Below are 24465 nucleotides of genomic sequence, written 5' to 3'. Positions count from 1 at the left end.
AAACGGTAATTCATTGAGATTTGGTGGGCTGGGCACGCAGCCGGGCCAACAGGGTTTCACCTAGCAGGGTGAAGATCCCGAACAGAGCCAAGAGGCTTGCCACTGCAAAGGCGGCGCCGGTCTGGTACTCGTTGTAGAGGATCTCGATATGCAGCGGCAGGGTATTGGTCTGGCCGCGAATATGGCCGGAAACCACCGACACCGCGCCAAACTCCCCGACCGCGCGGGCGGTACAGAGCAGCAGGCCGTACATCAGGCTCCAACGAATGCCGGGCAGGGTGACGCGCCAGAACATCTGCAGACCGCTCGCCCCCAGCATGATGGCCGCCTCCTCCTCTTCCGGGCCGCGCGCCTCCATCTGGGGCAGCAGCTCGCGCACTACGAAGGGCACGGTAATGAAGGTGGTGGCCAGGATGATCCCTGGTGTGGCGAAAATGATCTTGATGTCGTGTTCGCTCAGCCAGTCACCGAACCAGCCGCGGCTGCCGAACATCAACACCAGCATCAGACCGGCGATCACCGGCGACACCGAGAAGGGCAGATCGATGATGGTGATGAGCAGCTGCCGACCCGGGAAGCGGAAGCGGGCGATGGCCCAGGCCGCCGCGATCCCGAACAGCAGATTGAGTGGGACGGCGCAGAGCGTCACCAGTGCTGTCAGACCGAGGGCGCTCAGGGCATCCGGCTCGCTGATGGCGTGCCAGAAGAAGGCGAGCCCCGGCGTCAGCGCCTGAATAAAGACGGTGGCCAACGGCAGCAGCAACAGGGCGGCAAACCAGCCGAGACCCACCGTGATGAGCAGCCATTTGACCCACTGGGGCTCGCGGATCACGACCGGCGCCTTGCGAGCGGGGGTTGCCTCCACAGAGGCCGCCTCAATGGCGATAGCAGATGAACTCATATCCGGCTCCCTCCGATGCGAGACCAGCTCCAGGCCTGCAACTTGTTGATTAGCAGTAACAAAATGAACGAAATCAGCAGCATCACCACGGCAATGGCAGAGGCACCGGCGTAGTCATACTCCTCCAGGTGGCTCATGATCATCAGCGGCGCGATTTCCGAGACCATAGGCAGGTTGCCGGCGATGAAGATGACGGAGCCGTACTCCCCCACCGCGCGGGCAAATGCCAGCGCAAACCCGGTGAGCAGAGCTGGCACCAGAGTTGGCCAGAGCACCCGCAGGAAGGTCTGCCAGCGATCGGCGCCGAGGCTGGCGGCGGCCTCCTCTTGCTCGGTTTCAGCCTCCCGCAGCACCGGCTGCAGGGTGCGCACCACAAACGGCAATCCGATAAAGGTGAGTGCGATAACGACGCCGATGGGGTTGTAGGCGAGCTGGATGCCGAGCGGCGCCAGCAACTGGCCGATCCAGCCGTTGGGGGCGAAGATGGCGCACAGGGCGATGCCGGATACAGCAGTCGGCATGGCAAATGGCAGGTCGATCAGCGCATCCACCAGACGACGACCGGGGAAGGTGTAGCGCACCAGGATCCAGGCCAGGATCAGGCCAAACAGGCTGTTGAGCAGCGCCGCGACAAAGGCCGCACCGAAGCTCAGGCGAAAGGAGGCGAGCACCCGGGGTGAACCGATCACCTGCCAGAACTCGGCGGCGGTCAGGTTGTTGATCGCAAACAGCACCAGGGCCGAGAGCGGCAACAGCACCAGCAGGCCCAGATAGAGCAGGCTGAACCCCAAGGTGGGGCCAAAACCGGGCAGGACAGAATAAGAACCAAATCGCATAACACATCCATCTGTTATGAAGAATTTTCGATATGGTGATTCTGCGCACTCCCCTCATCGGCAACAAACATCAATTGCGACTTTGCTAATCACTTTTTTGTCTAACCGCAGAGTCACAAGGCTCTTGGCGCACTCCAGATAAAAAAAGGTCTTTTATATAAATAAAAGACCTAAGAAATGGAGCAATACGGAGCGGAGCATTCAAAGAACGGGGGCATGGAGTAGCCAGCGAACAGCGCGCCCGACAACCCTCCAACCACTTCACAGATACCTAGCGAAAGCCCAATACGACCGGCCGGGGCGATGCGGCCTTGACCGGTGCCACTACCAGCTCACCACGGCGGTAGAGAGCCCCCAGCAAATGCAGCCCCTGATGCCAATCCCCATGACCGGACTGGGCATTGATATGGCCCGCCTCACCGGCATCGAACAGCGGCACCTGCCACTGACGGCTCCAGTATTCGGCCCGTTCAAAGCTCATCCAGGGATCATTGCGGCTGGCCACCAGCTGGGCCGACACCTGCAGCGGCCCGGCCAAGGCCTCATCCGAAATGCCAAAACGGGCAGGATCGGCGGGCGCCACCAGAAAGATCGAGGCCACCTTCTCCGGCTGCAAGCGGGCCGCCGCAATGGCAGTCAGCGCGCCAAAAGAGTGAGCCACCAGATGAACCCGGCTGCGGCGACGTTTCAGCTTGCTCGCCAGCTTGGCACTCCAGACCCTGAGGTCCGGCTTGTCCCACGGTAGCCCGGTCATCCGCTGCCATTGGGGAAAATGATCGTGCCAGCGGCTCTGCCAGTGATCCGGCCCACTGTTGTGCAGACCGGGAACCAGGAGGATCTTGTTCATCTTGGTGCTCCTATCGGCTGGCACAGGGGCCAGTTCAGTGATGGATAACGAAGCTATCAACGACCCGGCTGATAGATCTGGTCAAACAAACCACCCTGGGCGAAGTGTTTCTTCTGGGCTTTCTCCCAATCCCCTTCCAGATCCTTGACGGTAAAGAGGGCAAGCTGCGGGAACTGGGCCGCGGTCTCCTTCAGGATCGCCGGGTTGCTGGGGCGATAGTGATGTTTGGCGACAATATGCTGCCCCTCGTCAGAGTAGAGATAATCGAGATAGGCCTTGGCCACCGCTTCGGTACCGTGCTTCTTGGCCACCTTGTCCACCACCGCGACCGGCGGCTCCGCCAGAATGGAGACCGAAGGCACCACCAGCTCGAACTTGTCGCTGGCACCCGCCTGACCAAGCACCAGCAGGGCTTCGTTCTCCCACGCCAGTAGCACGTCACCGAGACCGCGCTCGGTAAAGCTGGTGGTGGCACCGCGGGCGCCTGAGTCCAGCACCTTCACGTTCTTGAAGAGATCGCCGACAAACTGCTTGGCCCCCTCTTCACTGCCGCTCTTCTTCAGGGCATACCCCCAGGCGGCCAGATAGTTCCAGCGTGCCCCGCCGGAGGTCTTGGGGTTGGGAGTCACGATGGCGACATCCTTGCGCACCAGATCATCCCAATCCTTGATCTGCTTGGGATTGCCCTTACGCACCAGGAAGACAATGGTGGAGGTATAGGGCGAGGCGTTGTTGCCGAGTCGGCTCTGCCAGTCGGCAGCGGTCAGCCCCGCCTTGGCGATGGCGTTGACATCGTAGGCGAGCGCCAGCGATACCACGTCGGCCTCCAGTCCATCCACCACGGCGCGGGCCTGTTTGCCGGAACCACCGTGAGACTGGCTCACCACCACGTCGTCACCGGTTTTGGCCTTCCACTCCTTGGCAAAGGCGGCGTTGTACTCCTGAAACAGCTCGCGGGTCGGATCGTAAGAGACGTTGAGCAGGCGGATCTCGGCGGCATTGGCCTGACCAAATGCCAGCAGAGAGAGCAGGGTCAGGGCGGTCATTCGCAGTTTCATGGTGAACCTCCATATCGTTGGGTTGAGAACAGCATGCCGTGGAGTTGTTATGCCCAGAAGAAAGAAATAACTCTTTGCTTATCTCTTTTGCTCATATCAGCTCAGCCACCCGCACCGGGAGTCGGACGCAGACTCTGTGAGCCATGCCCCTCTGCCTCCTTACGTCCTGTGCCATCATGGGAACAAGGCAGGCAGATGACGAAAAGGAAGTCGTTATGTGGATCAATGCAGAACCGGTCAACGGTGCCCTGGTCTCGCTGGCCATCGGCCTTATCATTGGACTTGAGCGGGGCTGGCAGGTGCGCCAGCTGGGGGACAACCAGCGCATCGCCGGGATGCGGACCTATGGTCTCATCGGCCTGCTCGGCGGGGTGTGCGGTTTGCTACTGCCCACCCTGGGCCCCTGGCTGCCGCTGCTCGGCCTGCTGGCGGTGGTGATCGGCTGCGGCCTCTCGGTCTGGCTGGCCCAGCGCTGGCAAGGGGAGTTTGGCCTCACCAGCTCGGTAGCTATGCTGCTCACCTATTTGCTGGGGCTGATGTCGGTGCTGCTGAGCCCGAGCGAAGCGGTGGCCTGCGCCGTGCTGGCCGCCCTGTTGATGGGCTTGAAGGGGCAGATCCAGCAGGGGATGCTGTTTCTGAGCGAAACCGAATTCCACGCCACCCTGCGCTTTCTGCTTATCTCGCTGGTGCTGCTGCCGGTGCTGCCCAACGAGGAGATGGGGCCCCTCGATGCCTTCAACCCCTTCAAGATATGGCTGATGGTGGTGGTGATCGCCGGCATCTCGTTTTGTGGCCACTTCGCGGTGCGGCTGCTCGGCACCCGCGCCGGACTGGTGCTCACCAGCATACTGGCGGGATTGGCCTCCTCCACCGCCCTCACCCTGCAGTTCGCCCGCCTAAACAAGGAGCAGGGCGGGCTGGAGCGGCTGCTGGCCACCGGTATCCTGCTGGCAGGGGCCACCATGTGGCTGCGGCTGCTGGTGCTGGTGCTGCTCATTCACAGCGAGCTGGCGATGCGCCTCGTCGCCCCCCTGCTGCTGCTGGCCACCACCGTCTACGGCTTCGCCTTCTGGTTCTGGCGCCAACGCGAAGAGCTGACCGACGGCCCGGTAAAACCGGAAACCAGCAACCCGCTCGATCTGGCCACCGCCATCAAGTTCGGCCTGCTGCTGGCACTGATCGGCTTTATGGCCACACTGTTGCAGAGCAAGGTGGGCAACTCGGGGGTCTACCTGCTGGCGCTGGTGTCGGGGATCACCGATGTGGACGCCATCACGCTGTCGCTCTCCCAGCTCTCCCACAAGGAGCTGGCACTGGAGGTCGCCGCTCGCGGCATCCTGCTGGCCGGTTTGATCAACTCGCTGGTGAAGGGGTTGCTTGCCCTCGGCATCGGCGGTCGCAGTCTGGGGCTGCGGGTGCTGCTCCCCTACTTCGTCTCGGCCCTGCTGATCCTGCCCCTCCTCTGGCCAGCAGGATGACCGGGATCACCTGCAACGAGTGACAGACTGACGGCGCCCCTGACAGTCACGTATACTGCCTGCTCTTGCAGCATGAGGAGGTAGCAATGGCGAGCGACTGGGACAAGGTACTGGCAGGCGGGGCACTGGATAGCCAGAGCGAGGAGATAGCCAACGACCGGATCCGCGGTCAGGCGCTGCTGGCCCGGCTCAATGGTTCACCTGCAGGCGATGGCCCTCTGCGCCAGCAGATCTGCCGCGAGCTCTTTGGCCACTGCCCCGACTCCTGCTGGATCAGCACGCCGTTCACCTGCGAGTTTGGTCGCAACATTCATATCGGCGAGAAGACCTTCTTCAACTTCAACATCACCGTTCTCGACGTGGGTGAAGTGCACATCGGCAGCCATGTGCTGCTGGCCCCCAACGTGCAGATCTACACCGCCACCCACACCATGAACTATCTGGAGCGACGCAACTGGACCGCCTACAACAAGCCGGTGCGGATCGGCGATGACTGCTGGATCGGCGGTGGTGCCATCATCTGCCCCGGCGTCACCATAGGGCCTCGCTCTATCATTGGCGCCGGCGCCGTGGTCACCCGCGACATCCCGGCCGACTCGGTGGCGGTGGGCAATCCGGCCAAGGTGATCCGCAAACTCAAGCAGGATGAGGAGCGCTGCTGGGAGCTGGCCCAGTGATGGCGCTGGCACTGCTGCCACTGGGCGCCGCCCTCTGGCTCGGCCTCGGCGAGCAGCAGTGGTGGCCGCTGGCCGTGTTGCTCTTCATGAGCCTGCTCACGGTAGTCGCCTACGCCTGGGACAAGCGGCAGGCGGTGCGCGGTGAATGGCGCATTCCCGAATCTCGCCTGCACCTGCTGGAGCTGTGCGGCGGCTGGCCGGGGGCACTGGTGGCCCGCCAGTGGCTGCGTCACAAGACCCAGAAGCGCAGCTACCGGCTGGTCTTCTGGTTTATCGTGCTGCTGCACCTCACCCTGTGGGCGCTCTGGGTCGGGCGGCCACTCTGGCAGCAATAGCCAACTGCATCACAAAGGCGAAACGGGACCCATTGCGGCCAATTGGCGGCTGTGAGAAAACAGAACAGATCCCATCAGCGTTTTCGCCGTTTATAGACGACAAGGAGTCGTGACATGACCATGTGGACAGGCATAGTCCTGATCGTATTTATCAGCCTATTGTTCGGATACCTCGGCAAGCGAGCCCGCTACCAGATGGGGGATGCACGCATCACCGACCGCCTCGGCAAGCAGGATATGATCATCAGAGAATTGCAGGAGCGGATCGCCAATCTGGAGGCGATCGTCATCGAAGAGGAGAAGCGGCGCCCGTTTCGGGAGCTGTGATTTTTCGCCATCAGGCGTCAGATAACCAAAATTCAAATCAAAGAAAGAGGGCTGCATGATGCAGCCCTCTCTTGTTTGAACTGCTTCAGATTGCCAGCGGCAGCAACTCGGCATAGTCGCGGATCGCCGGAAAAGCGGTAATGCTCTGCTCCGGCTTGCAGCTATCCGGATTCTGGATCGCCAGCTGATAGCCGATACCATAGTCGGCGGCAGCCCGCAGGATCCGCTCGCTATCATCCACAAACAGGGTGCGGGCCGGATCGAACGCCAGCCGCTCGGCCAGTGCCTGCCAGCAGTGCTGGCTCTCCTTCGACCAGCCCAGTTCGTGGGTACTCACCATCAGATCCAGATGGTCGCTCAGCCCCAGCTGCGCATCCTTCACCGACAGGCTGGCGGGGTGGGCATTGGTGAAAAGCACCAGCTGTTTGCCCGCGGCGCGCAGCGCGGCCAGAAAGGGGATGGCGTGGGGACGCCACTGGATCTTCGCCAGCAGCTCCTGCTTGAGGGCCCGAATGTCGAGCCCCAGGGTCTCGCTCCAGTAATCCACGCAGTACCAGTTCAGGGTGCCGTTGACGGCGTGATAGTGGACGTCGATCTGCGCTTTGGCTTCATCCAGCGGCAGGCCGAGCCGCTCGGCGTAACGCTCCGGCACCAGCTGCTGCCAGAGGTGGTTGTCAAAATGCAGATCGATCAGGGTACCATCCATATCGAGCAAGACGGTATCAATCTGGTGCCAAGGCAAGGTGGTGGAGCGGGAGTGTGGCATCGGGCCTCTTGAGCGCGGATCTCGGAAAACGGGGCGGCAGTATAACGGATTTTTCCTCCCCCTTTGCCATCCCTGGCCCGTGGTGTTCGGTGTGAGAGTCGTTTACTCTTGAAGCACGATTTTTTAACGAGCCGTCACCCCTGATGAGTGAGCACCACAAAAGCCCCCCCGAACAGATTTCGATCGACCAACTGGATCATCCCAAGAGCAAGCCGGAGATCCTCAAGGCCGATATCGTGGCCGAGAGCCGACTGTTCAAGGTGGAATCGCTACACCTCAAGTTCTCCAACGGCGAAGAGCGGGTCTACGAGCGGATGCGCGGCGGCAATCGTGGCGCCGTCATGGTGGTGCCGCTGTTCGATGCCCACACCCTGCTGCTGGTGCGCGAATATGCCGCCGGCACCCACTCCTACGAGCTGGGCTTTCCCAAGGGGCTGATCGACCCGGGCGAAGATGCCTTCGAGGCGGGCAACCGGGAACTGATGGAGGAGGCGGGCTTTGGCGCCAACAGCCTGACCCTGCTCAAACAGGTGTCGCTGGCGCCCGGTTACTTCTCCAGCCGGATGGACATTTTGCTGGCGCGGGATCTCTTCCCCGAGCAGCGGATCGGCGACGAGCCCGAACCGCTGGAAGTGATCCCCTGGCCGCTGAACCGGATCGACGAATTGCTAGCGCGACCCGACTTCACCGAGTCGCGCAGCATCAGTGCCCTGCTCCTGGCCCAAAAGTGGCTGGCGGAGCAGGCAGAGTAGCCCGCAGACGGGCAGTTAACAGACAGAGGATAACGAGATGCAGGAGTTGTTGGCCTGGGTGCCGGGGGTCAAGGAGATTGCCCGCGAAGCCGGAAGGATCCTTCACGACATCTATCATGGCGGTCAGTTCGAGCGTCAGCTGAAGGAGGATGCCACTCCGGTCACCAGTGCCGATCTTGCTGCCGATGCCTACCTCAAACAGGCGCTGTCGGCGCTCACTCCCCATGTGCCGGTGCTGACCGAAGAGGCGGCCGACATCCCCTTCAGCCAACGATCCAACTGGCGGCAGTACTGGCTGGTGGATCCCCTCGACGGCACTGGCGAATTTATTGCGGGCAGCGGCGACTTCGCCACCCTGATCGCCCTGGTGCGGGACAATGTGCCGGTGCTCGGGGTCATCTACGCCCCCGAGTCCAACGTGCTCTACTGGGCGGTGCGCGGCTACGGCGCCTTCAAGGAGGTGAATGGCGAGGTACTGCCCATCAGCGCTATGCATCACGAGCATGACCAGCCCGACTCGCTGGTAGTAGCCATCAGCCGCCGCCAGAAGCTGGAGAACCTCACCCGCCGCCTCAACCCGGCCATCAACTACGAGCTGATCCCGCTTGGCTCCAGCTCCCTCAAATCCTGTCTGGTGGCGGAAGGGGCTGCCGATTGCTACGTACGACTAGGCCCCACCGGCGAGTGGGACACCGCCGCCGCCCAGTGCATCGTCGAGGCAGCCGGTGGCCGTATCCTCAGCCTGGCGTTGCAGCCACTCAGTTACAACGAAACCGAGTCGCTGGAGAACCCTGACTTTATCGTGATGGGGGATCCGGATCTCGCCTGGGGCAACATTCTGGCCCACTAGGCGGATAGCGATGTCATCACACCAGACAAGCAGGCGGCCCGATGGCCGCCTGCTTTTTCAGGGAAGTTGCCCCGGGTGATGGCCGGTGTGATCCGCTGGTCAAGGCGCTCTTGAACAGCGTGATACGCTGGCAAAGAAGCGAAATGATAGTGAAACATCACAATTGGTCGGCGAGAAATGGTGCGATTTTTCACGTAATTCTGAAAACACCTTATTAGCCAAAATAAAAAAATGATCGCAGATAAAAATTTGGTTTTATATTTCACAAAAATCACCATTGTCAGTTTTGTTGCATTCTGTGACCAAGATTCCATTCCCAATCTCGCTGGCTAAACCCCGCAATGGCAGTGATATGTTTCAGCCCCGCTTTTTGAGAATTAAATCCCGATAAACCACAATTAACTCAGATTAAAACACTGACAAAAAGTGAATTAGTAATGAGTTTATCTGTAGAGGCTACCAAGGAGCTATCCGGTTCCTGCTCCACCACAGCCAGCATCACCCGCTGGCGCCGTCACGACACCCACTGGGTTATCAGCCTGTTTGGCACCGCCGTTGGCGCCGGTATCCTGTTCCTGCCCATCAATCTGGGTCTGGGCGGCATCTGGCCTCTCGTCATCGTCGCGGTACTGGCAGGCCCCATGACCTTCCTCGCCCACCGCGGGCTGGCGCGCTTCGTGCTCTCCTCGTCACGCCCCCACGCCGACTTCACCGAAGTGGCGGAGGAGCACTTCGGCAAGATGGCCGGTCGCCTCATCTCGGCGCTCTACTTCCTCTCCATCTTCCCGATCCTGCTCATCTACGGGGTCGGACTGACCAACACGGTGGAGAGCTTTATGGTCAACCAGCTCGGCATGGCGACCCCGGATCGGGTGATGCTCTCCGGCGTGCTGGTATTCGCCATGATCGCCGTGATGCTGGCGGGTGAGAAAGCGATGCTGCGCGCCTTCGCCTTTATGGTCTATCCGCTGGCGGCCATTCTGGCGGCCCTCTCCTGCTACCTGATCCCTCAGTGGCAGTGGCCGGAAGTGACCGCGTTTGAAGGAGTCAGCTTCCTCAACACCGTCTGGCTGGCGCTGCCGGTCACCGTGTTCGCCTTCAGCCACGCCGCCGCCATCTCCGGCTTTGCCAACGTGCAGCGCCGTGAATATGGCGAGCAGGCGGAAGCCAAGAGCGGCCTGATCCTGCGCAACACCACAGTGATGCTGTTGGGCTTCGTGCTGTTCTTCGTCTTCTCCTGCGTGCTGAGCCTCTCGCCAGCCCAGCTGGCTGAAGCCAAGGCCCAAAACGTCTCTGTGCTCTCCTATCTCGCCAACATCACTGACAACCCGGTGATTGTGACTCTGGGGCCGCTCATCGCCTTTATCGCCATCAGCTCCTCCTTCCTCGGCCACTTCCTCGGTGCCCGTGAAAGCCTGAAAAGCCTGATCGCCAAGCCTACCGGCCTGCCGTTGGCCAAGGCAGACAAACTGGGTATCGCCCTGATGTTCTTCGCCATCTGGGGTGCCGCAGTCATCAACCCGGGCATTCTGGGGCTGATGGAGACCCTCTCCGGCCCGGTTATCGCCATGATCCTGTTCATCATGCCGGTGATTGCCATCTACAAGGTGGAGGCGCTGGCCCGCTTCCGTCACGGCTGGACCAACTGCTTTATCCTGCTGACCGGGTCGCTGGCGGTATCGGCGCTGATCTTCAGCCTGTTGAAGTAACGACTCGCAGCAGAAAACAAAAAAGAGAGGCGACCCCGGGGTCGCCTCTCTTGTCTCTGTTCGGGCGTGAACTCAGCCCAGCTTGGCGCCGTTCTCCACCGCCCGCTCGGGAATGGCCATCACCACGGCGCCATCCGGCCGGTAGAAACCGGTCAGCAGAAACTCCGACTGAAACGGGCCAATCTGTTTGGTCGGGAAGTTGACTACGGCGATGATCTGGCGGCCCACCAGCTGCTCTGGCTGGTAGAGGGCGGTGATCTGGGCACTGCTCTTGCGAACCCCCAGTTCAGGGCCAAAATCCGCCCACACCTTGTAGGCCGGTTTACGCGCCTCGGGGAACGGCTCGACCCGCACCAGGGTGCCCACCCGGAGCTCCACCACCTCGAAATCCTGCCAGCTAATCGTCTCCATTTCTGCTCCTGTTTATCGTGCACCTTGCATGACCCGCAGCATGGCCCAAAGAGAGCATCTCGTCTTCGGCGATCAGCCGTTTCGTTGCGGCAGGCGGCCGTTTTGCTGGCGCCAGAGGGACGGAGTGAGCCCGGTCTCACTCAGGAAGCGCTCGCCGAAAGCCCCCTGATTCTGGTAACCGCAGCGGCTGGCAATCTCCCCAACGGGCAGTTGCGTACCGGCAAGCAGGGTACGCGCCAGCGCCATGCGTCGACTGCGAATGTAGTGGGAGACGCTTACCCCCAGCTGCTGGCGAAAGGCGAGCTTGAACTGGCTCTGGCCAAGGCAGGCGATGGTGGCGAGTTGCTGATTGGTCAGCGGGGCGGCGAGGTTGGCATCGATATGGCGCTGCACCTTGAGGATGCGAGCGGCAAGGCGTGGAATGGCTGCTCTCTGCATCCCCTGCCCTTCCGCCAGCAGGGAGAGCCACACCTGCGCCATGCCCGCCACCTGCCGCCCTTCGGCCACCATGCGGTGCAGAAAAGCGAGGTAGTGGCGCTGGGGCTCATCCAGCTCGATAAAGGGGCAGGCCGCCAGATCCCCGGGTAGCCAGTCGCTCTCCTGCACCAGAAACGAAAGCGCGGGATCGGCGGCGTAGTCGTGCCGCTCGCCGGGAGCGATGATGCAGGCAGAACCGGGGGCAAGTCTGCGCCCCCGGCCCTGCACCTCGATCTCGAGGGGGCCGTCGAGGGGGATCACCAGCTGGGCAAAGTCGTGGCTATGGCTGCAGACGTGGTGGTGATAGTGGCGCAGGCTGAAGCGGGACATGGCAGATAGCAATGACGCGGCCAGGGCCGCGTCATTGGGGGTTATTCCTTGTCGAAATCTTCGATCTCTTTGCCCAGCGCTTCCATGATGGCACGCGCTTCGGCAGGGACGCTGTCTGGTTGATCCTTGCGCAAATCTTCGTCGCAAGGGAGCGGCTGGCCGGTGAAAGCGTGCAGGAAGGCTTCACAGAGCAGCTCGCTGTTGGTCGCATGACGCAGGTTATTCACCTGACGGCGGGTGCGCTCATCGGTCAACACTTTCAACACCTTGAGCGGGATCGAGACGGTAATCTTCTTGACCTGTTCGCTCTTCTTACCGTGTTCCGCGTAGGGGCTGACGTAGTCGCCGTTCCACTCTGTTCCCATGACTCACCTGTTCTCATTTAGCCGTGAGCGCGGATTTTAACCCTTAAGGAAATTAATGGCAATCCAACAGCAAAGCCATTTAGACGTCTGGAAGTGTTGACGGCTTTTTTAAGCTGGCGTAGTGTGGTTCATCATGATGCCAGCATTGGCACGATTGCGTGTGGCAAAAGCAGCGTGGCAGGAAGAGCGGCCACCGTCCAGAGAGATCAAGGAGAGAAACATGACCCACAAGGCCACCCTGGCGGTTCGCACCGGGATTGAGACAGACCAGCAACACGGTGCAGTGGTGCCGCCTATCTACCTCTCCAGCAACTACACCTTTGCCGACTTTGGCGAACCCCGTCAATACGATTATGCCCGTTCCGGCAACCCGACCCGCACCAATCTGGCGGACGCGCTGGCGGCACTGGAAGGGGGCGCTGGCGCCGTGGTCACCGGCACCGGCATGGGTGCTATCCATCTGGTCACCACCGCCCTGCTCAAGGCTGGGGATCTGCTGATTGCCCCTCACGACTGCTACGGCGGTACCTGGCGCCTGTTCGAGTATCTGGCGACCAAGGGCCACTACCGGGTGCAGTTTGTCGATCAGGGGGATGAGGCCGCACTGGCCGCCGCTCTGGCCCAGAAGCCTGCGCTGGTATGGGTCGAGACCCCTTCCAACCCGTTGCTGCGGGTGGTGGATATCAGCGCCATTGCCAGCGCAGCTCATGAGGTGGGTGCACAGGTAGTGGTGGACAACACCTTCCTCTCCCCCCTGCTGCAACAGCCGCTGGCACTTGGTGCCGATGTGGTGGTGCACTCCACCACCAAGTACATCAACGGTCACTCAGACGTGGTGGGGGGGGGGGCGATTGCCAAGGAGGCCGCACTGGCCGAGTCGCTGGTGTGGTGGGCCAACTGTCTGGGGCTCACCTCCGGGGCGTTCGACTCCTACCTCACCCTGCGCGGCCTGCGCACTCTGGCCCCCAGATTGCGCACCCATCAGGAGAACACCGATCGCATCCTCGCCTTCCTGCAACAGCAGCCACTGGTGAAACGCATCTATCACCCCAGCCTGCCGAGCCATCCGGGCCACGATATTGCGCGCCGTCAACAGTCCGGCTTCGGCGCCATGCTAAGTTTTGAACTCGATTGCAGCGAGGCAGGCATTCGCGCCTTCCTCGCGGCCCTCACCCTCTTCTCGGTGGCCGAGTCCCTCGGCGGGGTGGAGAGTCTGGTGGCCCATCCGGCCAGCATGACCCACAGGGCCATGACCCCGGCGGCGCAGCAAGCAGCAGGCATCAGCGCCCAACTGCTGCGGTTGTCGGTCGGTATTGAACACGGTGAAGACCTGGTGGCCGATCTGGCTCAGGCTTTTGAACAGGCGCAGCAGGCAGAACAGGTAGCGAAGTAATGGAACAGCAGCAACAAGGAGAGATCGCGGTGGCCACAGAAGCAGGATTGAAGCGGCGTCACGTCCACAAATTTGGTGGCAGCAGTCTGGCGGATCCGGTCTGTTATCGCCGGGTCGCCAGTATCGTTGAACAACAGGTGGGCGGGGATGAACTGATCGTGGTCTCCGCCGCCGGCAAGACCACCAACCGGCTGATCCAGCTGGTGGAGCTGGCCGAAGCGGGGGACGAAGCCGCCGGTGAAGCCATCTCTGCCCTGCAGGCCTATCAGCAGAGTCTGATCGACGGCCTGCTGGAGGGTGAACTGCAGCTCGATCTGAGCAAGCAGCTGGCCGACGACATGCAACTGATAGCCAAAACGCTGGAGGGACAGTTTGATCGCTTCGCCCGCAACGGCCTGCTCGCCTTTGGCGAAGTGTGGTCGGCGCGCCTGCTGGCAGCCCTGCTCACCAGCCGCGGCGACAAGGCCATCTGGCTCGATGCCCGCAGTTTCCTGCGCGCCGAGGATGGCGCTCTAGTCAAGGTGGATACCGCGCTTTCCAGCGAGCTGCTCAAGGCGCGACTGGCGGAGCATGCCGGTCGCATCGTGGTAACCGGCTTTATCGCCGCCGACATGGAGGGGCGCTCCCTGCTGCTCGGTCGCAATGGATCCGACTACAGCGCCAGCCTGTTGGCCCTGCTGGCGGACGGCGAATCCACCACCATCTGGAGCGATGTGGCCGGGGTCTATAGCGCCGACCCGCGTCGGGTGAAAGAAGCGCGTCTGCTGGAGCGCCTGAGCCTCGCCGAAGCCAACGAGCTGGCCCGCCTTGGCTCCTCGGTGCTGCACTCGCGCACCCTGCAACCGGTGGCCGACAGCCGCCAACGCCTCACCCTGCGCTGCAGCTACAACCCGGACGAGGGCTGTACCCATATCCTGCGCCGCGCCCCCCGCTCCGGCGGCGCCCGCATCGTCTCCTCGGTGGATCAGATCGCCCTCATCGAGCTGAAGGTGCTGCCACAGACCAACTATGAGCAGACTGTGGCCACCATCGAGGCCCATCTGGCTCGTCACCGTCTCAACCCGCTCACCCTGCAGCGCCAGCCGGATCGCCGGATCCTGCGCCTCGCCTACACCCTTGAGGTAGCACAGGGCGCCTTCGAGCTGCTGCGCGACTTCCAGCTGCAAGGGAGCTTCACCGGCCTCATCCAGAAAGAGGGGTACAGTCTGGTGGCGCTGGTCGGCGCCGGTGTCACCGACAACGCGGAGCAGTGTCACCGCTTCTATCAGCTGCTGGCAGATCAACCGCTGGAGTTCGTCCAGGTGGCCCGAGATGGCCTGAGTCTGGTGGCCGTGCTGCGTCAGGTAGTGCTGGAGCCGCTGCTCATCGCCCTGCACAGCGCCCTCTTCAGCCGCCCGACCCGGGTCGGACTGGTGGTGTTCGGCAAGGGCAATATCGGCGGCCACTGGCTCAGCCTCTACGCCCGTGAAAAGGCACGGCTGGAACATGAGCTCAATCTGGCGCTCACCCTCTACGGCGTGTTCAGCTCGGAAGGGGGCCTGCTCGATGAAGAGGGGCTCAACCCCCTCAAGGTACAGGACAACTTCAACCCCAAGCCGCTGATCTGGCCGGAGTTGCTCTCCCAGCTTGAGCAGCACGGCTTCGATGCGCTGATTGCGCTGGACATGACCGCCAGCGAAACGGTGAGCCGCTACTATCCGGATTTTGCCCAGCTCGGCATTCATATCATCGCCGCCAACAAGTTTGCCGGCGCCGCCGACAGCGAGTTCTACCAGCGCATCAAGCAGACCTGCCGTGACCATCAGGTGCAGTGGCGCTACAACGCCACCGTGGGCGCCGGGCTGCCAATCCAGTCCAGCATCCAGATGCTGCGTCAGAGCGGCGACCGCATTCAGGGGGTCTCCGGCATCTTCTCCGGCACCCTCTCCTGGCTGTTCCAGCAGTATGACGGCACTCGCCCCTTCTCCGAGCTGGTGGACGAAGCATGGCAACACGGCCTGACCGAGCCGGATCCCCGCGAGGATCTCTCCGGTCAGGATGTACGGCGCAAGCTGCTTATTCTGGCGCGGGAAGCAGGCTTTGAGCTCGACTCCGCCGATATCGAGCTGGAGAATCTGGTGCCCGTCCCGCTGCGCAAGGTGACCGCCGATCAGTTCATGGACAGACTGAAAGAGCTGGATGGCCCGATCCAGACCGCCTTCGAAGGGGCCAAGCGCCTCGGCAAGGTGCTGCGCTACGTGGCCCGCTTCGAGCATGACGGCAAGGCGCGGGTCGGACTGGAGGCGCTGGAGCCCCACCACCCGTTTGCCAACCTGTTGCCGTGCGACAACATTTTCGCCATCGAGAGCGACAGCTACCGCACCAACCCGTTGGTGATCCAGGGGCCGGGGGCGGGTCGGGAAGTGACCGCCGCCGCTATCCAGTACGATCTGTGGCAAATCTGCGCCAGCCTCTAAAGCAGATTGCAAAGGGAGCTGCACCTCTCTCCCGCGCACAATAAAAAAGCCCGAGTCGATGACTCGGGCTTTTTGCTGAATGCCGCTTCGATTAGGAGAAGCAGGCCTGCAGCACGTAGAAGATCGCGATAGCCAGAATGGCACCAGCAGGCAGGGTGATGATCCAGGAGACCACGATGTTGCGCAGAACACCCAGATTCAACGCCGCAATACCGCGCGCCAGGCCAACCCCCATCACAGCACCGACCAAGGTCTGGGTGGTAGAGATGGGCAGACCGGTACCGGAGGCAATCACCACGGTCGCGGCAGTGGCCAGCTGGGCAGCAAAACCACGGCTCGGGGTCAGGTGAGTGATGCCGGTACCGACCGTCGCCATCACCTTCTCGCCCATGGTCGCCAGACCGATCACGATACCGATACCGCCGAGGGGCAGGATCCACCAGGCAATGGCAGCCTGACTGGAAATCTCGCCACCGGAAGCCACGATAGAGGCCACCGCAGAGAGCGGGCCAATGGCGTTGGCCACGTCGTTGGAGCCGTGGGCAAAGGCCATGGCACAGGCGGTGATCACCATCAGGATGCCAAACACCTTCTCCACGTTGGCGAAGTGCATCTTGCTGTCATCCTGCGGGTTGTACTTCTGGCCGCGAATGTAGATCCAGCCGGCAAACGCCACTGCGATGGAGATGGCGATGGAAAGCAGAATGCCCTCACCATCGCTCAGGTGCAGACCGACGTGGGTCAGCCCCTTCTTGATGGTCACCAGACAGATAACCAGCGCAGTCAGGAACATGTAGAACGGCACATAGCGCTTGGCGTTGTTCAGGGGATCATCGGTGTTGAAGATAAGCTTCTGCACGCTGATGAACATGAAGTAGGCGATGACACCTGAGATGGCCGGGGTGATGACCCAGGAGCCAACGATGCCGCCAAACTTGCTCCACTGCACCGCTTCCGGGCCAATGCTCACCACAGCGAAACCGACGATGGCGCCGATGATGGAGTGAGTGGTGGAGACAGGCCAGCCGAAGTAGGAGGCGAGGATCAACCAGGCGCCCGCCGCCAGCAGGGAGGCGATCATGCCGAGCACCAGCAGGTCCGGGCTATCGACAAACGCATTGCTGTCGATGATGCCGTTACGGATGGTGGCCGTCACTTCGCCACCGGCCAGATAGGCACCGGCAAATTCGAAGATCATGGCAATGATGATCGCCTGACGAATGGTCAGGGATTTGGTGCCGACCGATGTGCCCATGGCGTTGGCCACGTCATTCGCGCCAATACCCCAAGCCATCAAAAAGCCGAACAAGGCCGCCACGAGCACCAGAGTGGTGCCGTAATTCGCGATAATGTCCATTAGTAGTGTTTACCCAGTCAGTCGATTACGAACGAGCCAGCATCAGTTCCAGACGGGCGCCTACGCGCTCGGCCTGATCTGCCAGGTCACCTACCCATTCGAGGATCTTGTAAAGGAACATCACATCGATCGGATTGTAATTGTGCTCAACCGCTTGCAGCTGTTGGCGCAGTCCGATCTGCATGGTGTCTGTATCGTCCTCGATCAGATCCAGCTGATGGATCATCTCGGCAACCATTTCCACTTCCCGTCCTTTGAAGCCGGTCTCGAGCAGCTCGTCGAGCTCCCCGATCGCTTTCTCGGCCTGAGCGGTCGCATCAATACAACGTTTGAGGTAAGCCATGAAATCCGTCCGCATTTCGGCGGGGAACTCCATGCGACGGCCAAGCATGCGGCCGGAGATATCCTTGGCACGGTTGGCAATCTTGTCTTGCTGGGTCAACAGCTCCAGCAGGTCGGTACGTGCAACCGGCAGGAACAGGCCGCGAGGCAGTTTCAGACGGATTTCGCGCTTGAGGGTATCTGCCTCTTTTTCCAGTTGGGCGATCTGCTGCCGGATCTTCTCGGCATCTTCCCAACGGTCTTCGGCAACGGCGTCAAAGAAGGGAACCAACTGCTGGGAGCACTGGTGAACCTTGACGATATGCTTCTGCAGCGGCTTGATGGGGGACTTGGCAAAAAGCCCCAAAATAGTATTTACTGGCATGGCCAAACCTGTGTCGGTGAAAAAACACTCGATACGATTTTATGAGGCGCGCATGGTAACCGAACTGCGCCCTCAATTAAACCGCGAATTAATCTAGTCGTCTCGCGGGCATTATATCCCCGCGACCCGAATCCTGCCCCCCAAAGTTGCCTGCCAGCCCGGAATGACTATGCAAACTGAGATCGAGATAAAGTTTTTTGTCGCCCGCGACATTCAAGCCAAGTTATCCAACCTGCTGAATTCTCTTGAGATTAAAGAATCGTCACAACAGCAGCTCGGCAACGTCTATTTCGATACGCCGACCCTGGCTCTGCGCCAGCTGGAGATGGGGCTGCGCATTCGCCGCTGCAACGCCTTCGCCGAACAGACCATCAAATGCCGTGGCCAGGTGGTGGGCGGCCTGCACGCCAGACCCGAGTACAACACCCCCGTGAGCGGCGATCTGCCGACCCTCTCGGCCTTTCCCGATGAAATTTGGCCGACCCTGACCGAGCGTGACCACATTCAGCAGCAGCTGGTCGCCCAGTTTCGCACCGACTTCCTGCGCCGCCACTGGCTGATCGTCTTCGAGGGGGCCAAGATTGAGCTGGCCTGGGATCAGGGCGAGATAGTCGGCAGCCAAGGCAGCACCACCATCAACGAACTGGAACTGGAGCTCAAATCAGGCGCTACCGCGGCGCTGTTTGCGCTGGCCCAACGCCTCGCTAGGATCGGCGGGCTGCGCCTTGGCGCCCAATCCAAGGCCCAGCGCGGCTATCGACTGGCTGGTCTTGGCAAACCGCTGTCCCTGCAGGCGCTGGTCGAGCATGAAGGTATGGATGGCATAACGGGGGTAAGCGAGGGGCTGCGTCACTGGCAGCACCACGAGCAGCTCTGGCTGGAGCATCCTCAGGATAAAGGCATTCAACAGCAGGCACTCGCGGCCCTGTGCCAGGGGATCGATCTGGTCGCCCGCACTGCGGCCGCGCTGCCACAACCCGCACCTTGGCTGCCAGCTCTGACCAGCCTGCACGCCCATCTGCAAGCCCAATCGGACGAGCAAAACGAGTGGCCTGCCGAACTGGCCGATCTCTTCCTCTATCCGGCGTATGTCGAGTTGCAGCTGGCCATCGCCACATGGCTGCATCACGCAGCCTGAGCGTGGCCATACCGGTACTAAAGGTCGGAAATAAAGACCGGAAACAAAAGCCAAAAACAAAACGGGTGAGCCTTGGCTCACCCGTTTTGCATTACAGCAGGTTGAGCTGCTGCATGGCGCTGCGAATGCGCTCGCGGGTCGCTTCCGACAGTGGCATCACCGGCAGACGGCACTCCTCGCTGCAGAAACCGAGCAGAGAGGCGGCATACTTGGCACCGGCCGGGCTCGGCTCGGCAAACATCGCCTGATGGAGCGGAATCAGCTGGTCTTGCAGTTCACGCGCTTCTTGCCACTTGCCAGCCAGCGTGAGGTTCTGCACCTCGGCCACCAGCTTGGGGGCCACGTTGGCGGTCACCGAGATACAGCCCTGACCACCGCCGATGTTGTAGGCGACGGCAGTGGCATCTTCACCGGAGAGCCAGGCGAAGGGCTTTTTGATCAGCTGACGCTCGGTCCAGGGGCGGGCCAGATCGCCGGTGGCATCTTTCACCCCGGCAATGCGCGGCAGTTCGGCCAGACGGGCCAGAGTGGCGGGCTGCACATCGACAATGGCGCGCGGCGGGATGTTGTAGACAATGATCGGCTTGGCGGTGGCGTCGTGTACCGCCTTGAAGTGGTGGTAGAGCCCCTCCTGATTGGGACGGTTATAGTAACCAGCCACATGCAGGGTGGCATCGGCCCCCACCCGCTCTGCATGGAGGGTGTACTCGATGGCTTCGACCGGATTGTTGGAACCGGCCCCGGCAATCACCGGAATGCGACCAGCGACCTGCTTGACCACCAGCTCCACCACCCGGCAGTGCTCGTCGTGGGTCAGGGTCGGACTTTCCCCCGTGGTGCCCACCGGCACAATGCCGTGAGTGCCCTGTTCGATATGCCACTCCACCAGACGCAGCAGCGCCTCTTCATCCAGCTTTCCCTGTCGAAACGGGGTGATCAACGCAACGATTGAACCTTGAAACATGGGATCTCCTTCTCCTAAATGACGCGCATATGGCAATAAAAAACCCCGGTACGATGTGCGCAACCGGGGTTTGAAGCTTCTCAGGGATGAGAGGTTACGCGCGAACGTCGGCAGGCCCGAATTTCAGGCTTTTTTTGTGCTTTCGTTTCAACCCGTTGAACCGCATTTCGTCATCTCTGGTCAAAAAATGGTGTCTGGGCATATTTCGGGAACACGGCATAAATGTCAAGGCGAAAGGGGCTATGTATAATGGCCGCCCAAAATTGCGTGGAGAGACCCGATGAGCAGCCCAATCAGTGCCGTCAGCCAGATGCTGGAACGAAACCAAGCCCTCTTTGTCGGCAAGCGGCTACTTGTCTGCGGCGCGCTGGAGGATGACTACCCCCGCCAACTGGCGAGCCTGGCCCAGACCCTGACCGTATTTACCACCGATTACTGCTACTACCGCAGCCAGCAGGCCGCCCTCGGCGAGGCGATCCTGTTTGACCACCAGCTAGGTGGTGCCCCCCGCTTCGATGCCCTGTTGCTGCTGATGCCCAAGGCCAAGGCCGAGGCACAATATCTGCTGGCCATGATGACCCCCTTGCTGGAAGCGGGTGCCGATCTGTTCCTGGCCGGTGAAAACCGCGGCGGCATCAATGGCGCCGACAAGCTGCTGGCCCCCTATGGCGAAAAGCCGATAAAGCGCGATTCGGCGCGCCGCTGCTCGCTCTATCACGGTGAGCTGAGCAAGCCGGTTGAACCTTTCAATCTGGATAGCTGGTTTGGCCGCTATCAGTGCAAGGCGGGTGATACCGAGCTGACCGTGCTGGCGCTGCCCGGCGTCTTCAGCGCCGCCGAGCTGGATCTCGGCACCCAGATGCTGCTGGCCGCCGTGCCACCGATGAAGGGCGAGCTGCTCGATTTTGGCTGCGGCGCCGGGGTAATTGGGTCTGTGCTGGCCAAGCGCAATCCGGATCTGCGGGTCAACATGGTGGATATCAGCGCGCTGGCGCTCGAATCGAGCCGCCGCACCCTGGCGATCAACGGTCTGCAGGGCAAGGTCACCGCTTCCGATGTCTATTCGGATCTCTCCACCCGTTTCCAGCACATAGTCTCCAACCCGCCATTCCATGCGGGTCTCAAAACCTTCTATGCGGCGACCGAGCAGTTCCTGGCCAAGGCGCCGGAATTTTTGCTGCCAAATGGTTCGCTGACCATTGTTGCCAACGCCTTCTTGCGCTACCAGCCTATACTGGAGACACACTTCAAACGGACTGAAGTGATCAGCAGTGATGCCAAATTCAAGGTCTATCTGAGCAAAGTGTAATTAAGTGTAAGCAGTACAAGAAAACAGCTAGAGAGCCCCATACGGGATCTGGTAAGGTACTAAGAGCACGATAAAAACCACCCCTTTAGGGGTGTTTTTATACCGAGCTTTGAAAACCTTTTCATGTTGTTCATTCAGGGAGAGAAATACGATGGCTGGCATTTTGACCATGATCCTGGCTGGTGGCGAAGGTACTCGCCTGCAGCCTCTGACCACCACCCGCAGCAAGCCTTCCGTCCCCTTCGGTGGCAGCTACCGGCTGATCGATTTTGTCCTCAACAACTTCGTCAACGCAGACTTTCTACGCATCTATGTACTAACCCAATTCAAATCCCAGTCCCTCTATCTGCACATGAAGAAGGGGTGGAATATCGTCGGTATCACCGACCGCTTTATCGATCCCATCCCGGCCCAGATGCGGATGGGCAAACGCTGGTATGACGGCACCGCCGATGCCATCTACCAGAACCTCGGCTTTATCGAGCGGGCCGAACCGGATCACGTCTGCATCTTCGGCTCCGACCACATCTACAAGATGGATGTGAGCCAGATGGTCACTTTCCACAAACAAAAAAATGCTGCCATGACAGTCGCGGCCCTGCGCATGCCCATCGAAGAGGCGAGCGCCTTCGGGGTGATAGAGGTAGATACCGAAGGACGGATGATCGGCTTTCAGGAGAAACCGAAGCAGCCCAAGCACATTCCCGGCGATCCGACCCAGGCGCTGGTCTCCATGGGCAACTACATCTTCGAGACCGATGCCCTCTGCCGTGAGTTGAAGCGGGATGCCGCCGAGGAGAACTCCAGCCACGACTTTGGCAAGGATGTGATCCCGAGCCTCTACCCGCGCGCCCCCGTCTATGTCTATGACTACAGCACCAACGTCATCCCCGGCGAGAAACCGCACGTCTACTGGCGGGATGTGGGCACTCTCGACTCTTATTGGCAAGCGCACATGGACCTGGTGGCCGACAATCCCCCCTTCTCCCTCTATAACCGCAAGTGGCCACTGCACACCCACTATCCGGCGCTGCCACCAGCTACCTTCATCGACAGCGACGAGTGCAAGGTGAAGATAGCCAACTCCCTGATCTCCGCCGGTTGTTTCATTCAGGGCAGCCAGATCCAGCGCTCCATCCTCGGTTTCCGCTGCAATATTGGCCCCTGCAGCCACATCAGTGAGTCGGTGTTACTGGGGGATATCAAGATTGGTGAGGGGTGCTCCATCCGGCGCGCGATTATAGATAAAAATGTTGAAATTGCGCCCGGCACCGTTATCGGTGAAAATCTGGACCACGATAGAGAGCGATTTACCGTATCCGAAGGCGGTATCGTGGTGGTACCTAAGGGAGCAAGAGTTGGCTATTAACCCACTGAAAATCCTGTTTGTTGCCTCGGAAGTTGAGGGGCTGGTCAAGACCGGGGGCCTAGCGGATGTCGCCAGAGCCCTGCCGATGTACCTGGCCCAGAAGGGGCATGATGTCAGGATCATGCTCCCCTTCTACAAGACGATAAAGCGACGGGATGAGGCCAGACTGGTCGCTTCTCGCTGGTTGCCAACCCACCCCGGGCTGCCGGATATCGGTTATCGCATCTACCAGATGGAGCTGGATGGCGTCTGCGTCTATCTGCTCGATTGCCCGCAATATTTCGATCGTCCCCAGCTCTACGCCGAGAACAATCAGGCCTATCCGGATAATGGCGAGCGCTTTGCCTTCTTCTCTGCCGCGGCCCTCCATGCCTGCGAGCAGCTCGGCTTTGCCCCGGATATCGCCCACTGCAATGACTGGCACACCGGCCTGCTGCCACTGCTGCTGAAAACCCGTCACGCCCACAACCCCTTCTTCCAGCAGACTCGCAGCGTGATCAGCATTCACAATGCGGCGTTTCAGGGAGTATTCGGGCGGGAGCAGTTCTGGGCCATGCCCGAGATCGCCGACTACGAACGCCGCATCAACTACGACTACGGCCACGTCAATCTGCTCAAATGCGGGGTGCTCTACGCCGACAAGATCAATGCGGTCAGTCCCAACTATGCCCAGGAGCTGTTGACTCACCTCGGCGCCCACGGCATGGCGCATATCTTCCAGCAGCGGGCGGCAGATCTCTGCGGCATCCTCAACGGCTGCGACTACAAGGACTGGGATCCTGAGTTCGACGAATTCCTGCCTGCGACCTACAGCATCGACAACATGGCTGGCAAACAGATCTGCAAAGAGAGCCTGCAGCAGGAGGCGGGGCTGGCCGTGGCGGACTTGCCCATCTACGGCATGGTTTGCCGCCTGACCGAGCAGAAGGGCGTTCCCCTGCTGCTCCCTGCGCTGGAGAAATTCCTCCACCATCAGGTACAAGTGGTGATCGTCGGCTCTGGCGATCCTGCGCTCGCCACGCAACTGCAAACCATGGCCCGGGATTATCCGGGCAAGCTCGCCTTCATCAACACCTATGACGATCGGCTGGCTCATCTGGTCGAAGCCGGTGCCGACTTCTTCCTGATGCCCTCTCTGTTCGAGCCTTGCGGCCTCAACCAGATGTACAGTCTCGCCTATGGCACCCTGCCACTGGTGCGCGCCGTGGGGGGTCTGAAAGATACCGTGGTGGATTGGGATGCGGATCCCGAGCATGCTACCGGCTTCTGCTTCAACGATCCGACTGCCGCCATCCTGCTCGATACCATGCGCCGCAGCCTGCTCTATTTCCTGCAGGACAAGGAGCGTTTTGCCAAGGTGCAGCGCAATGCCATGAACACCCGCTTCAACTGGCCTGACTCGGTCACCCAGTATGAACGGATGTATCAGAACGCATTGGGCCGTTACTGAATGCCAGACGTCGGCTAATTGCTGAAGTTTTGTACCCTTGGCGCCACTTTGGGCGTCAACAGCGAAAAAAGTCCCCTTTGGCTGTTGACGCTCCCCCAAAACTCTATAGAATCCCCCTCCGCAGTGATGCGAAGGTGGCGGAATTGGTAGACGCGCTAGCTTCAGGTGTTAGTGTCCCACGGATGTGAGGGTTCGAGTCCCTCT

Annotated in this window: 25 protein-coding genes; 13 read left to right on the top strand and 12 right to left on the bottom strand. The window is 60.8% G+C overall.

Translation table 11 applies throughout. The features are described 5' to 3' along the window. Positions 1-10 precede the first annotated feature (10 nt). The 4 genes from cysW to G5182_RS08805 all read right to left on the bottom strand — a co-directional run bounded on the left by cysW (position 11) and on the right by G5182_RS08805 (position 3642). Positions 11-901: a sulfate ABC transporter permease subunit CysW gene (gene cysW / locus G5182_RS08820; protein WP_227341465.1), complete on the bottom strand. Its 891-nt coding sequence runs from the start codon at positions 899-901 to the stop codon at positions 11-13. Further along, positions 898-1737 (bottom strand): sulfate ABC transporter permease subunit CysT, encoded by an 840-nt coding sequence (gene cysT / locus G5182_RS08815; protein WP_139436707.1) that lies wholly within the window; start codon positions 1735-1737, stop codon positions 898-900. The genes cysW and cysT overlap by 4 nt, the downstream gene beginning before the upstream one ends. Positions 1738-2008: 271 nt before the next feature. Then, positions 2009-2584: an RBBP9/YdeN family alpha/beta hydrolase gene (locus tag G5182_RS08810; RefSeq protein WP_227341466.1), complete on the bottom strand. Its 576-nt coding sequence runs from the start codon at positions 2582-2584 to the stop codon at positions 2009-2011. Positions 2585-2640: 56 nt separating this feature from the next. Continuing rightward, positions 2641-3642, bottom strand: coding sequence for a sulfate ABC transporter substrate-binding protein (locus G5182_RS08805; protein ID WP_128814869.1), 1002 nt, complete (start codon positions 3640-3642; stop codon positions 2641-2643). 215 nt (positions 3643-3857) lie between these two features. Here G5182_RS08805 and G5182_RS08800 point away from each other — a divergent pair, with 215 nt between their 5' ends. The 4 genes from G5182_RS08800 (at position 3858) to G5182_RS08785 (ending at position 6459) form a co-directional block, all read left to right on the top strand. After that, positions 3858-5120: an MgtC/SapB family protein gene (locus tag G5182_RS08800; RefSeq protein WP_227341467.1), complete on the top strand. Its 1263-nt coding sequence runs from the start codon at positions 3858-3860 to the stop codon at positions 5118-5120. Between the two features lie 86 nt (positions 5121-5206). Further along, a complete protein-coding gene (locus G5182_RS08795) occupies positions 5207-5797 on the top strand; it encodes a sugar O-acetyltransferase (RefSeq protein ID WP_227341468.1) in 591 nt (196 codons plus the stop codon). Then, the gene (locus G5182_RS08790) at positions 5794-6132 is read left to right on the top strand and encodes a DUF1294 domain-containing protein (RefSeq protein ID WP_216959552.1); all 339 of its coding nucleotides are present in this window, start codon (positions 5794-5796) and stop codon (positions 6130-6132) included. Before G5182_RS08795 ends, G5182_RS08790 begins: the two co-directional genes overlap by 4 nt. Positions 6133-6246: 114 nt before the next feature. Further along, the gene (locus tag G5182_RS08785) at positions 6247-6459 is read left to right on the top strand and encodes a hypothetical protein (protein ID WP_040067337.1); all 213 of its coding nucleotides are present in this window, start codon (positions 6247-6249) and stop codon (positions 6457-6459) included. 85 nt (positions 6460-6544) lie between these two features. Here G5182_RS08785 and yrfG read toward each other — a convergent pair whose 3' ends face one another. Next, entirely contained in the window at positions 6545-7225 is a 681-nt protein-coding gene (gene yrfG / locus G5182_RS08780; RefSeq protein ID WP_203977625.1) for a GMP/IMP nucleotidase, read from the bottom strand. A gap of 143 nt (positions 7226-7368) precedes the next feature. Here yrfG and nudE point away from each other — a divergent pair, with 143 nt between their 5' ends. Both nudE and cysQ read left to right on the top strand, forming a co-directional pair. Beyond that, positions 7369-7977 carry an ADP compounds hydrolase NudE gene (gene nudE, locus G5182_RS08775; RefSeq protein ID WP_216959555.1) on the top strand — a complete coding sequence of 203 codons (609 nt, stop codon included), beginning with the start codon at positions 7369-7371 and terminating at the stop codon, positions 7975-7977. A gap of 37 nt (positions 7978-8014) precedes the next feature. Next, positions 8015-8827, top strand: coding sequence for a 3'(2'),5'-bisphosphate nucleotidase CysQ (gene cysQ / locus G5182_RS08770; protein WP_005357849.1), 813 nt, complete (start codon positions 8015-8017; stop codon positions 8825-8827). On the opposite strand, the gene G5182_RS08765 is transcribed toward cysQ, so the two are convergent. Then, positions 8824-9141, bottom strand: a complete 318-nt coding sequence (locus G5182_RS08765; RefSeq protein ID WP_227341469.1) for a hypothetical protein — start codon at positions 9139-9141, stop codon at positions 8824-8826. The two genes, cysQ and G5182_RS08765, sit on opposite strands and share 4 nt — an antisense overlap. 123 nt (positions 9142-9264) lie before the next feature. Here G5182_RS08765 and G5182_RS08760 point away from each other — a divergent pair, with 123 nt between their 5' ends. After that, positions 9265-10536: an aromatic amino acid transport family protein gene (locus G5182_RS08760; RefSeq protein ID WP_227341470.1), complete on the top strand. Its 1272-nt coding sequence runs from the start codon at positions 9265-9267 to the stop codon at positions 10534-10536. A gap of 72 nt (positions 10537-10608) precedes the next feature. Here G5182_RS08760 and G5182_RS08755 read toward each other — a convergent pair whose 3' ends face one another. The 3 genes from G5182_RS08755 to metJ all read right to left on the bottom strand — a co-directional run bounded on the left by G5182_RS08755 (position 10609) and on the right by metJ (position 12119). Continuing rightward, on the bottom strand, positions 10609-10947 hold the full coding sequence (locus G5182_RS08755; RefSeq protein ID WP_227341471.1) for a tRNA-binding protein: 339 nt from the start codon (positions 10945-10947) through the stop codon (positions 10609-10611). 72 nt (positions 10948-11019) lie between these two features. Next, positions 11020-11754, bottom strand: coding sequence for an AraC family transcriptional regulator (locus tag G5182_RS08750; protein ID WP_227341472.1), 735 nt, complete (start codon positions 11752-11754; stop codon positions 11020-11022). A gap of 41 nt (positions 11755-11795) precedes the next feature. Further along, positions 11796-12119, bottom strand: a complete 324-nt coding sequence (gene metJ, locus G5182_RS08745; RefSeq protein WP_005340251.1) for a met regulon transcriptional regulator MetJ — start codon at positions 12117-12119, stop codon at positions 11796-11798. 220 nt (positions 12120-12339) lie between these two features. Here metJ and metB point away from each other — a divergent pair, with 220 nt between their 5' ends. Beyond that, entirely contained in the window at positions 12340-13512 is a 1173-nt protein-coding gene (gene metB / locus G5182_RS08740) for a cystathionine gamma-synthase (RefSeq protein WP_227341473.1), read from the top strand. After that, positions 13512-15968, top strand: coding sequence for a bifunctional aspartate kinase/homoserine dehydrogenase II (locus tag G5182_RS08735; RefSeq protein ID WP_216979568.1), 2457 nt, complete (start codon positions 13512-13514; stop codon positions 15966-15968). The genes metB and G5182_RS08735 overlap by 1 nt, the downstream gene beginning before the upstream one ends. A 91-nt stretch (positions 15969-16059) precedes the next feature. Here G5182_RS08735 and G5182_RS08730 read toward each other — a convergent pair whose 3' ends face one another. Together G5182_RS08730 and G5182_RS08725 are read right to left on the bottom strand one after the other, a co-directional pair. Beyond that, a complete protein-coding gene (locus G5182_RS08730) occupies positions 16060-17325 on the bottom strand; it encodes an inorganic phosphate transporter (RefSeq protein ID WP_005343043.1) in 1266 nt (421 codons plus the stop codon). Positions 17326-17350: 25 nt separating this feature from the next. Beyond that, complete coding sequence (locus G5182_RS08725) at positions 17351-18031, bottom strand: TIGR00153 family protein (RefSeq protein ID WP_005340244.1); 681 nt, start codon at positions 18029-18031, stop codon at positions 17351-17353. 169 nt (positions 18032-18200) lie between these two features. Between G5182_RS08725 and G5182_RS08720 the strand changes: the two genes are divergently transcribed. Then, positions 18201-19169, top strand: a complete 969-nt coding sequence (locus G5182_RS08720; protein ID WP_216979569.1) for an inorganic triphosphatase — start codon at positions 18201-18203, stop codon at positions 19167-19169. Between the two features lie 91 nt (positions 19170-19260). Here the strand turns inward: G5182_RS08720 and dapA are convergent, their stop codons facing one another. Beyond that, on the bottom strand, positions 19261-20133 hold the full coding sequence (dapA, locus tag G5182_RS08715) for a 4-hydroxy-tetrahydrodipicolinate synthase (protein WP_005357833.1): 873 nt from the start codon (positions 20131-20133) through the stop codon (positions 19261-19263). A gap of 280 nt (positions 20134-20413) precedes the next feature. On the opposite strand from dapA, the gene rsmC reads away from it, so the two are divergent. The 3 genes from rsmC (at position 20414) to glgA (ending at position 24261) form a co-directional block, all read left to right on the top strand. Next, on the top strand, positions 20414-21442 hold the full coding sequence (gene rsmC, locus G5182_RS08710) for a 16S rRNA (guanine(1207)-N(2))-methyltransferase RsmC (RefSeq protein ID WP_216979570.1): 1029 nt from the start codon (positions 20414-20416) through the stop codon (positions 21440-21442). A gap of 151 nt (positions 21443-21593) precedes the next feature. After that, the gene (gene glgC, locus G5182_RS08705) at positions 21594-22811 is read left to right on the top strand and encodes a glucose-1-phosphate adenylyltransferase (RefSeq protein ID WP_216952148.1); all 1218 of its coding nucleotides are present in this window, start codon (positions 21594-21596) and stop codon (positions 22809-22811) included. Then, positions 22801-24261 carry a glycogen synthase GlgA gene (glgA, locus tag G5182_RS08700; RefSeq protein ID WP_216979571.1) on the top strand — a complete coding sequence of 487 codons (1461 nt, stop codon included), beginning with the start codon at positions 22801-22803 and terminating at the stop codon, positions 24259-24261. Before glgC ends, glgA begins: the two co-directional genes overlap by 11 nt. Positions 24262-24465: the final 204 nt, after the last annotated feature.

Origin of the sequence: Aeromonas sp. 600948 (assembly GCF_049174875.1) — a bacterium.
In the GTDB taxonomy this organism is placed as follows: Bacteria; Pseudomonadota; Gammaproteobacteria; order Enterobacterales; family Aeromonadaceae; genus Aeromonas; species Aeromonas veronii_A.
This window is presented reverse-complemented; position numbering and strand designations above follow the sequence as displayed.